The following is a 12314-nucleotide window of genomic DNA, read 5'->3' as shown; positions in this document are numbered from 1 at the left end:
ACGAACCAGAAGCCGTTTATAGAACCTTTTCCTATCCTTAACCGGTGAGATGCATGAAGTACAGCCGCATAGCGGTCAGACTTTTTGAGAGAGAAGGTGAGGACGTCTTCTACGACCCCGTCTATCACGGCAGAACTCTGAAGGTCTTCGGCATGGACGAATGGCCCGGAAAGGCCCTCGAGTATTTTGCAGGGAAATATCGGGAGATGGGCTACGAAACGGTGATCTTCGACACCGCCGGGACTTTCCCGGAGGAGGGCTTTGACACGGTCATCAAGGTGGAGGATGGAAAGGGCACGGGCCTTGACCCGATAGCCCTTGCCTCGGCGGGGCTCCTCGATGGCTACACAGCGGCCACCATAGTGCAGACCGTCTACGGCCTCGACAGGACGCTGACCGAGAGGCTCTACGCGGACTTCCTCGCAGGCAAGGTGAAGAGCGTCCCGGAGGCGGCGAAGTCAAGGACCAAGTACGCCGAGGTCATCGGGGAGAGCTACACACCCCTCGATGAGGCGTTCTACTCTGGCAAAGCCCCCGGGTTTGGGGGGAACGTCCTGGTAAACCTCGGGGAGACCTACAGCATAACCCTCGCGGGGATGACCTTTCTCATCGTGGCGGCCGTCGTTAGAAAGAGGAGGAATACGATGATAGGGGTCAGCGATGCCGCGGTCCTGGCCTACACCACCGCGGGGAGCGCCGCGATTCCCCTCATAACGAGGCCCCTACGGAGCAGGGTCACGGTTCTGGCTACGCAGTACGCTGTGGAGTCGATAATGAACCTCGTGGGCCCGAGTTTGCTCCTCTACCACGACCCGGATACTCAGAGCGTTATCTATGAAACGAACGGCGTTCCACCGGGTCCGATGAGGAAGCACGTCCACAAGGGGCAGGCGGCCTTCATCTACCGCACGCCGGAGACTATAGACGTGGAATGGGGCGAGATGCCCCTCTAGCCCCTCAAACTTTTTACCAGCTCCTCCATGACCCCGAGGAAAGTCTCGACCTCTTTCACGCTGTTGTAGACGTGGAACGAGGCTCTAACCGTGCCGTTTATCCCGAGCTTCTTCATCACCGGTAAAGCACAGTGGTGACCGCTCCTCACCATGATGCCGTGCTCGTCAAGTATCGCCGCGACGTCGTGGGGGTGGAGCGGTGGAACGTTGAAGCTGACGACACCGGCGTGCTTCTTCAGGTTCCTCGGCCCGTACCAGGGCACTTCGAGCTCGTCGAGTCCCTCCGTTATTCTCTTGACCAGCTTGTGCTCCTGTCTCTCGATTCTGTCTATCCCGATTTTCTCGATGTACTTTATTCCAGCGGCGAGGCCTATGGCACCGCCTATGTTCGGCGTTCCAGCCTCAAAGCGCTCGGGCGGCTCGGTCAGCTTGTAACCATCCAGACTGACGTCCTCTATCGTCCCCCCGCCTATCAGCGGAGGCTCAAAGGTTTCAAAAAACTCCTCGTTGATGTAGAGGACGCCTATTCCAGTCGGCCCCATCGGCCCCTTGTGGCCGGAAAGTCCCAGGAAGTCCGCGTGGAGTTTCTTCACGTCCACTTCCATGTGGCCGGCGCTCTGGGCGGCATCAACGACGAATATCGCCCCTGCTTCCTTCGCCATCTTGCCAAGCTCCTCGACCTCGTGGATAACGCCGAGGGCGTTGGAGACGTGCTGAACAGCGACGAGCTTCGCGTCTTTAATCTTCTTCTCAGCGTCGCTCAGGTCGAGGTTGCCCTCGTCGTCGCCCTCTATGAACTCTAACTTGAGGCCGAGCTTTTTGGCCAGCCTCTGCCATGGGAGCAAATCCGAGTGGTGCTCGTAGGGAGTCGTCACTATCTTGTCGCCGGGTTTGAAGAGATGTTCGAGGCCGAGAGCAACTAAATTGAGGCTCTCGCTCGTGTTCTTGGTGAAGACTATCTCCTCGAACTCCGCGTTGAGGAAGTCGGCAACTACTTTCCTGCTCTCCTCGTACTTGTGAGTGGCCATTTGAGAGAGCCTGTGTATTCCCCTGTGAACGTTGGCGCGGTACTTGAGGTAGTACTCGTCCATCGCCTCTATAACCGGCCTTGGCGTGAGCGAAGTGGCCGTGTTGTCGAAGTATATGACCTCCTCGGTCAGCGGAATGTCCTTTCTAACGTCCTCCGGAATCCTCATGAAACCACCTCCAGAACTCCAGCGCAGTCGTAGATTATTCGAGCGAGCTCCTCACCCTTCTTTGAGTCCTCAAGGAGCTTGATTATTATCTTGCCGCTCGGATAGACGCTCGTTTCGTAGCCCTCCATCTCGAGAATGAGCATCATCCCCGGCAGGAGCTTCTTCACGGTGTAACCCTTCTCCTTCAGGCACTGGGCGGTTCTCGTGAGGTCAACTTTCACCTTCCTGTCCCACGAGTAGCCGCTTATGACAATCCCCTTCATCGTTACGCAGGGCTTTGCGATTATCATCTCCCCCACCGGTCAAAATTGGAAAAAGAGCCTTATACGGCTTTCCCAAACCGAAGGTTAAGGACAAAAGTGGGAATCGTGAAAAGGGGCTCAGCAGACCCTCGGAACCGGGTCTCCGGCTGGAGGCTCAAGGAAGCGCTTTCCGCCTATGCCCGTCTCCACGAGAACCTTGCCCCTGTAGTCCTCTATGACGTCGCCGATTATCGCCGCGTTCTTTCCCTTCTCAGTGCTCCTCATGGCTTCCAGCGCCTCCTCCGCGTGCTCCCTTGGAACGACCATAATAACCTTGCCCTCGTTGGCGACGTCGAAGGGGCTTATGCCCAGCATGTCGCTCGCCGCCCTGACCTCCGGCCTCACGGGCACGTCGGCCTCCCATATGAGTATTCCAACGTTGGCCTTCCTCGCCATCTCGTTAAGGGCGTTGCTTAGGCCGCCCCTGGTTGGGTCCTTCATGGCATGTATGTTCTCCCAGCCTATCGCTTTAGCCACCGCCTCGACGACCTCCCATATCGGGGCAACGTCGCTCTTCAGCTCGGTCTCGAAGGCTATTCCCTCGCGGTGGCTCATCAGCGCTATCCCGTGGTCGCCTATCGTTCCGCTGACCAGAACAACGTCGCCTACCTTCGCTCCGGCGTCGCTTACAGGCCTCTCCGCGATTCCTATTCCAGCGGTTATGACGAAGATGCCTATACCGTCCTCAACAACCTTGGTGTCGCCGGTGACGATGGGAACCGGCACCTCTTTGGCAGTCTCGTCCATCGAGCGGAGGATTCTCTTCAGGTCCTCACCGTCGAAGCCTTCTCCAATTATCATGGAGTTGGCCAAAGCTAAGGGCTTGGCCCCCATCACCGCCAGGTCGTTGACAGTCCCGCTTACCGCCAAGCGTCCTATGTCTCCACCCGGGAAGAAGAGTGGCTTGACCGTGTGGCCGTCTATCGTGAAGACGAGGTGCTTATCGCCGAATGGTATCGCCGCCCCGTCGTCGAGGGCATCCAGTCCGATTCCACCGGCAGATTTCAGGCTCAGGCTCTTCAGTACGACGTCCCTTAGGAGCTCCTCCATTATCTCTCCGCCTGCCCCGTGTTCGAGCTTTATCTTCTCAATCATACTCATTCCTCCAAAAATCCCTTGGATGAGAGGTAGTGCCTCGTAAATTCGAGGAATTCTTCGGCGCGCCTTATGTTCTCGCGCGCCTCTTCCTCGGTTATATCAACCACGAAGGAGTAATCGGCCGTCTGCCTAAGGTTAAATGCCGTCCGCAGATGGGTGAAAAACCTGTGAGGAACTTTTCCCGTCTTGACGAACTCCCTTCCGAAGAGGGCTATGAGGGCGGAATGCTTTGAAACACTGATGTCTTTTGTCAGCAGAATGGCCTCCGCACAGTAGAACATTGTGTAGTATGCTCTTGAGAGGGCAAACCCATAGAAACCCCGTTCCAGCAGGGTTTTAGCCGCTTCAATGCTCTCCCGAGCTTTTTTTAGCATCTCTTCGTATTTGTTCATACCTTAATACCCTCCACGTGGACGTTCTGAATCAGCGGGTCGTGCTCCATTCCCGGACTGACTGGATAAACGATGAGCGAAATAACGAGTCCCCTCTCCATGATGTACTTCTCCGTGACCTCGTTAAGCCTGTCGTGTTCATCGATTGTCAGCCTTCTCCTAACCACGACCAGCACATCCACATCGCTGTCTTCCCTCGCCTCCCCCCTCGCGTAGGAGCCGAAGAGGATGACCTCGGCCAAGTCATCGCCCAGAATCTCCTGGAGCCTAGACTTTACCTCGTTGAGGATTTTTTCGAGTTCCTCCCTCTGGAGCACCGGCATTCACTACACCCGTTTACATAGTTGTGTTTTTTGGTTAAATTCTTTCCTCACAGCATCAGGTCCTCCCTTGTTAGGTACCCCTCGAGGTACAGCCCGCCGAGGAAGGCCTGACCGACGTTTATTCCGTTGTCCCCGCGCGGGACCTCGTGGGTCGTGTGGAATCTCAGTCCCGCGGCCTCGACGATCTTCCTGGCGGTCTTGACTATGAGCTCGTTGAAGGCGACGCCGCCGCTTATCCCAACGTTCTTAACCCCGAACTCCTTCGCCCTCTCCACGGCCGTTTCAGCGAAGGCCCTTCCGAGGGCGAGGTGGGCCGAGTAGGCTATGTCCGCCGGACTGGCGGTGTCGATGACGTCGAGTGCCTGTGCGAAGAGCTCCTCGACCCTTATCAGCTCTCCGTCAACTGGAACCTCGAACTTAAGGTCGTTCTTCCCGCGCATCGCGAAGCTCTCCAGCTTCATGGCCGGTTCGCCCTCATAGTGCCTCCTGTATGCCACGTTGAGAAGGACCGAGAAGGCATCGAGAACCCTTCCCGTTGATGAGGCGTAGCTCGTGTTGACCTCCTTCGCCAGCTGGGTCAGTACGACGTTGAACTCCACCCTCCCGTAGCGGAGGCTCTCGATGGCCTTCGGACAGCACCTCTCTATTATTCCCTCGAGCTCCTCGACGCCGTAGACCTTGCTCAGGATGCCCATCAGGGCCCTCAGTGGGTAATAGCTGGCCAAATCTCCGCCCGGGAGCGGGTAGTAGTCTATGTGGGCCAGTCTCTCCACGTCCTCATAGCTCAGGTATATCACCTCTCCGCCCCAGGTGTGGCCGTCCGTCCCGTAGCCGACTCCGTCAACGGCTATGCCTATCATCTCGTCCAGCTTCCGCTCGGCCATGACGCTCGCTATGTGGGCGTAGTGGTGCTGCACCTGGAGGAGCTCAACGTTCATCTCGTTCGCGAGCTCCATTGCCAGCTTCGTCGTGTTGTAGCTCGGGTGGAGGTCTGCGATTATTAAGTCGAAGTCCCTAACGCGGAGAATCCTCTGGAAGTGCTTTATTGCCCCCTCCATGAACTCGAGGACTTCGACCTTCGAGGTGTTCCCTATGTACTGGCTCGGGTAGACTTTCCCGTTTTTAGCTACTCCAAAGGCGTTGAGAAGCTCCGCCCCGACTGCTAAACCGCGGTAGTTGAAGGGTATCTCTATTGGCAGGGGAACGAAGCCGCGGGAGCGCCTTATCACCGCCCTTCTCCCGTTGACGAACCTGATGACACTGTCGTCGGCCCTGTTGAGTATCTTCCTGTTGTGGAGGAGGAAGTAGTCGGCGACATCCTTTAACTCCTCGAAGGCCCGGTCGTTGTCCTTGACCATGGGCATTCCAGGGTAGTTCGCGGATGTCATGACGTAAACCCTGCTCCTGCTCCAGTGGAAGAGTATGTAGTGGGTACCCGCGTAGGGCAGCATGACGCCTATGGTGTGCAGTCCCGGTGCGAGGTTCTCCGGGAGGGGGAACGGCTCCTTCTTGCGGAGGGTTATTATCGGCCTCCTGTAAGAAGTCAGCTCCTCGAGTTCTTCTCTGCTTAAAAAGGCGAACTCCTCGACAGTCTCGACGTCCTTAGCCATTATCGCGAAGGGCTTCTGGGGCCTGTGGGTTCTCCGCCTCAGCTCCGCGACTGCCTCTTCGTTGGTTGCGTCGCAGGCGAGGTGTATTCCCCCTATTCCCTTGATTGCGACGATGTAGCCCTTGTCTATGAGTTCGGCCGTCCTCTTCAGCGGGTCGCCCGTGATTTCCTCTCCATCGTTCGTGTAAAGCCGGTAGCTCGGCCCGCAGACCGGACAGCAGACGGGTTCAGCATGGTAGCGCCTGTTTAGTGGGTCCCTGTACTCGCTCTCGCAGTAGTCGCACATCGGAAACTCGCGCATCGTCGTGTTCTTGCGGTCGTAGGGCAAGTCCTCGATGATTGTAAACCTGGGCCCGCAGTTGGTGCAGACGATGAAGGGGTACATGTAGCGCTTGTCCGTCGGATCAAAGAGCTCCCTCAGGCAGTCCTCGCATATGGCTATGTCCGGCGGGATTATCGAGTCCCCGCCTTCCCCGCCCTGGGAGCTCTTTTCGATGTAGAAGCGGTCGAAGCCCTGGGGAGGGAGCTCCTTCTTCCTTATCATCTCTATCCGCGCGAGCGGGGGAAGCTTCTCCCTGAGGTCTCGCAGAAAAGCCGCTATATCCTCCTCTCTGCCCTCGACTACTATCTCAACTCCCGCATCGCCGAGGTTCTTGACGTAGCCCCGCAGGTTGTTTTCGTGGGCGATTCTGTAGACGAAGGGCCGAAATCCAACGGCCTGAACGATGCCTTGAACGTGAAGTCGGTAGGCCTTCATTCCTCTCACCGGTTTCTTCTTCGTAATCTGAGCCTTTATAGGTTTCTAAAACCAAAAGTTAAAAACCGGAGAGGAGTTTTCAACCTTTGGTGTTAGAACAAAGCTCCGTATTTGTAAAAGATGCTGCAGGTTCCTTCGTAGGAGACCATGCACGGCCCTATTGGACTCCGCGGCGTGCAGGTCTTGCCGAAGTGCGGGCACTGCGGGGGCAGCGCCAGACCGCGAAGGATTGCGCCGCAGATGCAGCCCTTCTCGAGGTCCGGGAGTTCGGGAACCTCTGGATCATAGTACGTCCTTATCTCTAGCTCCCTCCACTCCTTCTTCAGCTCAAGCCCGCTTTCGGGTATGGTTCCGAGGGCGCGCCACTTGGCGTCGGTGACGTCGAAGAACTTCTCGATGAGCTTCTGGGCAACGACGTTGCCCTCGTACCTGACGGCGCGGGTGTACTCGTTGAGTATCTCCACCTCGCCGTTCTTGACCATCCGTACGAGGAGCAGAATTGCCATCAGCATGTCCACCGGCTCGAAGCCCGCTATGACCTGCGGTATGCCGTAGTCGGTCGTTATGTACTCCCATCCTTTGACGCCTATTATAGTTGAGACGTGACCTGGGTCTATGAGCCCGTGGAAGCGCGTTCCGGCCTTCACGAGGGCCTCAACGGCCGGAGGCGTCAGGCGATGGACTGAGTATATCTTGAAGTTTTCAAGGCCCTCTTCAACGACGGCGTTGAGCATTCCGGCCGCGGGGGCGGTGGTGGTCTCGAAGCCGGGACTGAAGTGAACGACGGTTCTCTCCGGGTTCTCCTTGGCTATCTTGTAGGTGTCAAATATGGAGTAAACCACCCTCACGTCGTAGCCCTCGCCCCTCAAATCCGCGAAGCTCCCGAGGGGAGTGGGGATTTTGTACATGTCGCCGAAGGTGGTCAGGATTATCCTGTCTCCCTCAGCGTAGGCCTCCCTCATAATCTCGCGCATCTTGACGATGTCCTCAACGGGGGTTATACAGACCGGACAGCCCGGACCGCTGACTATCTTGACGTTCTCGGGCAAAAGAGAGCGTATTCCGGAGCGGGTTACGGTATCCTCGTGCGTTCCGCAGACGTGCATGAAGCGGAGCTCATCGAGGCCCCTCGCCTCCTCGCGTATCTTCCTCACGACCTTCTGGGCCAGTTCTCTGTCCTTGAAGGCGTTCAGGACGTCGGTCACGTTCATCCCTCCAGCGCCCGCTCGACCTCTGCCCACGCCTCGAGTATCTCCAGCGCTCTCTCCTCGTCGAGCCTCTCTATTGCGAAGCCCGTGTGGACTATGACGTAGTCCCCGACTCCGACCTCTGGGAGCAGATCGAGGCGAACTTCCCTTCTCACGCCTCCAAAGTCTACAACCGCGGTTTTTCCTGTGATTTCGATTATCCTTCCCGGAATCGCTAGGCACATTTTCTCTCACCTGTGATTAGTTCTCACAGGCCTTTTTAGGGATTTTTTAAACCTCTGGTTTTCAACCGCGGATCTAAAGCGTGCTGCACCGAGAAAAGTTTTCAAAGGGGAAGCTTCTCAGTGGGATGTCACCGGTGGGAGGTTAGCCATACCTCCGTCTGATCCACCACTTCCGCATCTCCGGATAGTACACTATGATGGAGGCAGCGATGAATACCAGCGCCGGAAGGGTCATCTCAGCGTACCACGCTAGAAACGCCAGCCCGAGAAACAGGTCCTTCAGGGTCTCGCTTCGATTCTCTTCGGCTCTGATGTCGAGGAGGAATGCGAGGATAAACAGCGCTCCCGCGATGAGGTACAGAGCCCTCCAGTCCACTCAACCACCTCCAAGGGCCCCGGCCAGCGATTCCGCGAGTGTTTTCGCCCGTTCGGTTATAATCTCGCTTGGCTCCTGGAAGAGGCCCAGAACGGCCGGCTGGCAGCCGAGGAGGACGAACTCCGCGTTGAGGCGCGTCTTCAGGTAGCCCACCAGAACCTTGAGCGGCAGGCTGTGGGTCGAGACTGCCTCACCGAGGGTTCCCTCCGGATTGGCCAGAACTATCTCTCCGTGCTCCCCGCCGAAGTCAACCGCATCAACGAAGACCACCAGATCGGGCTCGAATTTTGTTATCTTTCCAGTGTAGCTCTCCGGAACCTCTCCGCAGTTGAGGATGAGAACGTTTGGGTTGTTCACCATTTCCTTCAGCCTCTCGGCAACGAGGACGCCGAATGCATCGTCCCCCCTAACCTCGTTCCCTATTCCGCAGACGACGACCCGTTTGGCCTTCTTGAGGAGTTCGAGGAGCTCCATAGTTTCACCTTTAACGGGTTTTAGGATGAAGAAAAGAAAAACCCTTCGCTAAATCTTCTCCGCGACTTCCCTTATCTTCTCCGCGAAATCCGTCTTTAGAAGTTCTTTGGGGTTTCCAATCTTTGCTTCCAGGTCCCGGTAGAGGGGGATACCGGTCAGATAGGTGGTGCCGAACTCTTCCGCGAGACGCTTGATGTCCTTCTCCTCGTCCAGCTTAAGGTTCTCGACGATTCCGAGGATTTTGTATTCCCTCTCCCTCAGAACCTCGATGAGCTTTCTGACGACGTTAATGGCCAGCTTTGACGGTGTTGCCACCACGATGAATTCACCTTTCTTGAGGAAGCGCATGACGTCGAGGAACTGGTCTCCAAGGCCGGGCGGCATGTCTATGATGAGGTAGTCCAGCTCGTCCCAGCGGGTTATTGTGAGGAGTTCTATGAGGGCGTCGCTGACCTCCATACCCCTCATGGGCGTCGGCTTGTCCTCGGAGTAGTAGACGATGCTCATGAACTTTATCCCGTGAACCGTCGGCGGGATTACGCCGTACTCCTCCTCCGGGAACTCCTTTGGCTCGAAGCCAAGGATGACGTGGTCGCTCGCACCGTGGAAGTCGAGGTCAAGGAGGCCAACTTTGTAGCCCTTCTCCGCCAAAGCCAGGGCCAGCGTGGTGGAGACGAGTGACTTTCCAACCCCGCCCTTTCCGCTGACGACGGGGATTATGCGCTTCACCTTCTCAAGCCTGCCTTCTATGCCCTTGACGCGCGGGTCTATGCTTATCATGCCTCCCCCTCCTTCTCGATCTTTATGCCGCTTATGTAAACTCCCCTGCCCTGAACGACTTCGAAGTCCCTGCTGCCGCACTTCGGACAGGCTAGAAACGCGTGAACAACCTCGGGGATGAAGTGTATGTCCTCCTTTATGCGCTCGTCGAAGTTTCCTTTAACATCTTTAAGCTTCCACTCGTGGCCGCAGTCGCGGCACTTAAAAACAGCCTCTTCTTCGATGAACTCTATCTCCGCGCCCTCTCCAATGGTTCCTTTGAGGAGCTCCTTCATCGCGAACTCGACTATCTCGGCGTTGACATCCTGGAGTTCGCCGAGAACGACCTGAACGGCGAGGAGCTTTGATGCACCTTCCTTCTCTGCGTAATCTAAGGCTGTTCTAACTATCCCATCAGCCAGGGCCCACTCGTGCATGATACCACCGCTAGAATGTTCTCCCCGTCATTTATAAGTGGCTGCGTTATAAACCATAGGTGAACATCGAGGTTGATCCGGCTCCTCCTGGAAGCTGTGCCGTGGTCTCGATATCTCCGCCGCATTCTGTGAATCCTGCGGGAATTTAAACGCAGGGAAGAGTTGTGGGCTTATAGAAGTCCTTTACCCCTTAGTCCACGTCGATGTCAACATACCTGTTTAACACATTTGTTTTCGCAACATCCTTTATTTTCGCCAAGATTTATATGCATTAATGTCCATTTATTCTTTGGCGATGTCCATGTATGGCAACTGGGGTAAGTTTCTACGTGTAAACCTCTCCACGGGGGAGGTTAAGGTTGAAGAGTACGACGAGGAATTAGCCAAGAAGTGGCTTGGCAGCAGAGGGCTGGCAATATACCTCCTTCTGAAAGAGATGGATCCGAAGGTGGACCCCCTGAGCCCCGAGAACAAGCTGATAATTACACCCGGACCGCTGAGCGGAACCAGTGCCCCAACGGGTGGAAGGTACAACGTTGTTACCAAGAGCCCCCAGACCGGGTTCATAACGATGTCAAACTCGGGTGGCTACTTCGGCGCCGAGCTGAAGTTCGCCGGCTGGGATGCCATAGTCATTGAGGGCAAGGCTGAGAAGCCCGTCTACATCTATATCAAAGATGAGAACGTTGAGATCCGTGATGCGAGCCATCTCTGGGGCAAGATTGTCAGCGAGACGGAGGAAGCGCTTAGAAAGGAAATCGGAAGTAAGAGGCTCCGCATCACCAGCATAGGGCCCGCGGGAGAGAATCTCGTCAAGTTCGCGGCCATTGTCAATGACGGTCACCGTGCCGCGGGAAGGGCAGGTGTTGGAGCCGTTATGGGAAGCAAGAACCTCAAGGCCATAGCGGTGGAGGGAAGCAAGAGGGTTCCCATTGCGGACAAGCAGAAGTTCATGCTGGTCGTTAAGGAGAAGGTTAACAAGCTGAGGAACGACCCCGTTGCCGGCGGAGGTCTTCCAAAGTACGGAACCGCGGTTCTCGTTAACATCATAAACTCCAACGGCCTTTACCCCGTCCGCAACTTCCAGACCGGTATCTTTGAGTACGCGGAAGAGCAGAGTGGCGAGGGCATGACCGCCAAGTATCTGATCAGAAACCAGCCGTGCTATGCCTGTCCCATTGGATGTGGCAGGGTCAACAAGCTCCCGAGCGTTGGTGTTACCGAGGGGCCGGAGTACGAGAGCATCTGGGCCCTGGGAGCTAACCTGGGCATAAATGACCTGGCCAGCATAATCGAGGCCAACCACTTCTGCGATGAGTACGGTCTCGACACGATCTCGACGGGTGGAACGCTTGCCACGGCCATGGAGCTCTGGGAGAAGGGTCTCCTCAAGCCCGAGGACGTTGGGGAGGACGCGCCGCCCTTCAGATGGGGCAACACGGAGGTTCTTCACTACTACATCGAGAAGATCGCCTATAGAAAGGGCTTTGGAGACACTCTGGCGGAGGGCGGTTACCGCCTGGCCGAGAGGTTTGGCGGTGTTGATTACTTCATGGGCGTTAAGAAGCTCGAGCTCCCTGCTTATGACCCGAGAGGTGCAGAGGGGCACGGTCTCGGCTATGCCACCAACAACCGCGGCGGCTGTCACATAAAGAACTACATGATAAGCCCCGAGATACTCGGCTACCCGTACAAGATGGATCCGCACGATATAGGTGACGATAAGGTCAACATGCTGATAGTCTTCCAGAACCTCAGCGCGGTCATCGATGCCGCCGGCCTGTGTCTCTTCACGACCTTTGGCCTCGGTGCGGATGACTTCAGAGACCTCCTCAACGCGGCCCTTGGCTGGGACTTCTCGACGGAGGAGTACCTCAAGATAGGCGAGCGCATCTGGAACGCCGAGAGGATATTCAACCTCAAAGCCGGTCTCGATCCGGAGAGGGACGACAGCCTGCCGAAGCGCTTCCTTGAGGAGCCCATGCCTGAGGGCCCGAACAAGGGCCACGTCGTCAGGCTCAAGGAGATGCTGCCGCGCTACTACGCTCTCCGCGGCTGGACCCCGGACGGAAAGGTTCCACCGGAGAAAGCGAAGGAGCTTGGCATCGAGGAATTCCTTTGAATTCTTTTATCTTTTACACACTTTTATCCAGTAAGGTTTTTAGCGCCTTCTACTGAGATGATGCTTTAATATGGTAACGTGATG

The 12314-nt window shown here is 56.4% G+C and carries 14 protein-coding genes; 2 read left to right on the top strand and 12 right to left on the bottom strand.

Annotated elements, in window-relative coordinates; translation table 11 throughout:
- Positions 1–53 precede the first annotated feature (53 nt).
- A complete protein-coding gene (locus tag GQS_RS04270) occupies positions 54–953 on the top strand; it encodes a hypothetical protein (protein WP_014012439.1) in 900 nt (299 codons plus the stop codon).
- Here the strand turns inward: GQS_RS04270 and GQS_RS04265 are convergent.
- From GQS_RS04265 to hypA, 12 genes are all read right to left on the bottom strand, one after another.
- Positions 950–2149, bottom strand: coding sequence for a cysteine desulfurase (locus GQS_RS04265; protein WP_014012438.1), 1200 nt, complete (start codon positions 2147–2149; stop codon positions 950–952). The genes GQS_RS04270 and GQS_RS04265 overlap by 4 nt on opposite strands.
- On the bottom strand, positions 2146–2439 hold the full coding sequence (locus tag GQS_RS04260) for a hypothetical protein (protein WP_014012437.1): 294 nt from the start codon (positions 2437–2439) through the stop codon (positions 2146–2148). The genes GQS_RS04265 and GQS_RS04260 overlap by 4 nt, the downstream gene beginning before the upstream one ends.
- Before the next feature lie 90 nt (positions 2440–2529).
- Positions 2530–3546, bottom strand: a complete 1017-nt coding sequence (gene hypE / locus GQS_RS04255; RefSeq protein ID WP_014012436.1) for a hydrogenase expression/formation protein HypE — start codon at positions 3544–3546, stop codon at positions 2530–2532.
- 2 nt (positions 3547–3548) lie between these two features.
- A complete protein-coding gene (locus tag GQS_RS04250) occupies positions 3549–3941 on the bottom strand; it encodes a HEPN domain-containing protein (RefSeq protein WP_014012435.1) in 393 nt (130 codons plus the stop codon).
- Positions 3938–4264, bottom strand: a complete 327-nt coding sequence (locus GQS_RS04245) for a nucleotidyltransferase domain-containing protein (protein WP_014012434.1) — start codon at positions 4262–4264, stop codon at positions 3938–3940. The genes GQS_RS04250 and GQS_RS04245 overlap by 4 nt, the downstream gene beginning before the upstream one ends.
- Positions 4265–4311: 47 nt before the next feature.
- Positions 4312–6630, bottom strand: coding sequence for a carbamoyltransferase HypF (gene hypF / locus GQS_RS04240; protein ID WP_014012433.1), 2319 nt, complete (start codon positions 6628–6630; stop codon positions 4312–4314).
- 92 nt (positions 6631–6722) lie between these two features.
- Positions 6723–7841: a hydrogenase formation protein HypD gene (gene hypD / locus GQS_RS04235; protein WP_014012432.1), complete on the bottom strand. Its 1119-nt coding sequence runs from the start codon at positions 7839–7841 to the stop codon at positions 6723–6725.
- Positions 7838–8062: a HypC/HybG/HupF family hydrogenase formation chaperone gene (locus tag GQS_RS04230; RefSeq protein WP_014012431.1), complete on the bottom strand. Its 225-nt coding sequence runs from the start codon at positions 8060–8062 to the stop codon at positions 7838–7840. The genes hypD and GQS_RS04230 overlap by 4 nt, the downstream gene beginning before the upstream one ends.
- Positions 8063–8204: 142 nt before the next feature.
- On the bottom strand, positions 8205–8438 hold the full coding sequence (locus GQS_RS04225; RefSeq protein WP_014012430.1) for a hypothetical protein: 234 nt from the start codon (positions 8436–8438) through the stop codon (positions 8205–8207).
- Positions 8439–8912: a hydrogenase 3 maturation endopeptidase HyCI gene (locus GQS_RS04220; protein ID WP_014012429.1), complete on the bottom strand. Its 474-nt coding sequence runs from the start codon at positions 8910–8912 to the stop codon at positions 8439–8441.
- Between the two features lie 48 nt (positions 8913–8960).
- On the bottom strand, positions 8961–9692 hold the full coding sequence (locus tag GQS_RS04215; protein ID WP_014012428.1) for an Mrp/NBP35 family ATP-binding protein: 732 nt from the start codon (positions 9690–9692) through the stop codon (positions 8961–8963).
- Complete coding sequence (hypA, locus tag GQS_RS04210; RefSeq protein ID WP_014012427.1) at positions 9689–10108, bottom strand: hydrogenase nickel incorporation protein HypA; 420 nt, start codon at positions 10106–10108, stop codon at positions 9689–9691. Before hypA ends, GQS_RS04215 begins: the two co-directional genes overlap by 4 nt.
- Positions 10109–10409: 301 nt before the next feature.
- Here hypA and aor point away from each other — a divergent pair, with 301 nt between their 5' ends.
- Positions 10410–12230: an aldehyde ferredoxin oxidoreductase gene (gene aor / locus GQS_RS04205; protein WP_014012426.1), complete on the top strand. Its 1821-nt coding sequence runs from the start codon at positions 10410–10412 to the stop codon at positions 12228–12230.
- The last annotated feature ends 84 nt before the right edge of the window (positions 12231–12314 follow it).

Origin of the sequence: Thermococcus sp. 4557, assembly GCF_000221185.1 — an archaeon.
In the GTDB taxonomy this organism is placed as follows: domain Archaea; phylum Methanobacteriota_B; class Thermococci; order Thermococcales; family Thermococcaceae; genus Thermococcus.
The sequence above is the reverse complement of the archived record's forward strand: the minus strand, read 5'-3'. Positions and strand labels throughout refer to the sequence as shown.

What these genes read in the sequence shown, in the direction of transcription:
- GQS_RS04270 (WP_014012439.1), top strand. Translation starts at nt 54, where the DNA reads ATGAAGTACAGCCGCATAGCGGTCAGACTTTTTGAGAGAGAAGGTGAG.
- GQS_RS04265 (WP_014012438.1), bottom strand. Translation starts at nt 2,149, where the DNA reads ATGAGGATTCCGGAGGACGTTAGAAAGGACATTCCGCTGACCGAGGAG.
- GQS_RS04260 (WP_014012437.1), bottom strand. Translation starts at nt 2,439, where the DNA reads ATGATAATCGCAAAGCCCTGCGTAACGATGAAGGGGATTGTCATAAGC.
- hypE (WP_014012436.1), bottom strand. Translation starts at nt 3,546, where the DNA reads ATGATTGAGAAGATAAAGCTCGAACACGGGGCAGGCGGAGAGATAATG.
- GQS_RS04250 (WP_014012435.1), bottom strand. Translation starts at nt 3,941, where the DNA reads ATGAACAAATACGAAGAGATGCTAAAAAAAGCTCGGGAGAGCATTGAA.
- GQS_RS04245 (WP_014012434.1), bottom strand. Translation starts at nt 4,264, where the DNA reads ATGCCGGTGCTCCAGAGGGAGGAACTCGAAAAAATCCTCAACGAGGTA.
- hypF (WP_014012433.1), bottom strand. Translation starts at nt 6,630, where the DNA reads ATGAAGGCCTACCGACTTCACGTTCAAGGCATCGTTCAGGCCGTTGGA.
- hypD (WP_014012432.1), bottom strand. Translation starts at nt 7,841, where the DNA reads ATGAACGTGACCGACGTCCTGAACGCCTTCAAGGACAGAGAACTGGCC.
- GQS_RS04230 (WP_014012431.1), bottom strand. Translation starts at nt 8,062, where the DNA reads ATGTGCCTAGCGATTCCGGGAAGGATAATCGAAATCACAGGAAAAACC.
- GQS_RS04220 (WP_014012429.1), bottom strand. Translation starts at nt 8,912, where the DNA reads ATGGAGCTCCTCGAACTCCTCAAGAAGGCCAAACGGGTCGTCGTCTGC.
- GQS_RS04215 (WP_014012428.1), bottom strand. Translation starts at nt 9,692, where the DNA reads ATGATAAGCATAGACCCGCGCGTCAAGGGCATAGAAGGCAGGCTTGAG.
- hypA (WP_014012427.1), bottom strand. Translation starts at nt 10,108, where the DNA reads ATGCACGAGTGGGCCCTGGCTGATGGGATAGTTAGAACAGCCTTAGAT.
- aor (WP_014012426.1), top strand. Translation starts at nt 10,410, where the DNA reads ATGTATGGCAACTGGGGTAAGTTTCTACGTGTAAACCTCTCCACGGGG.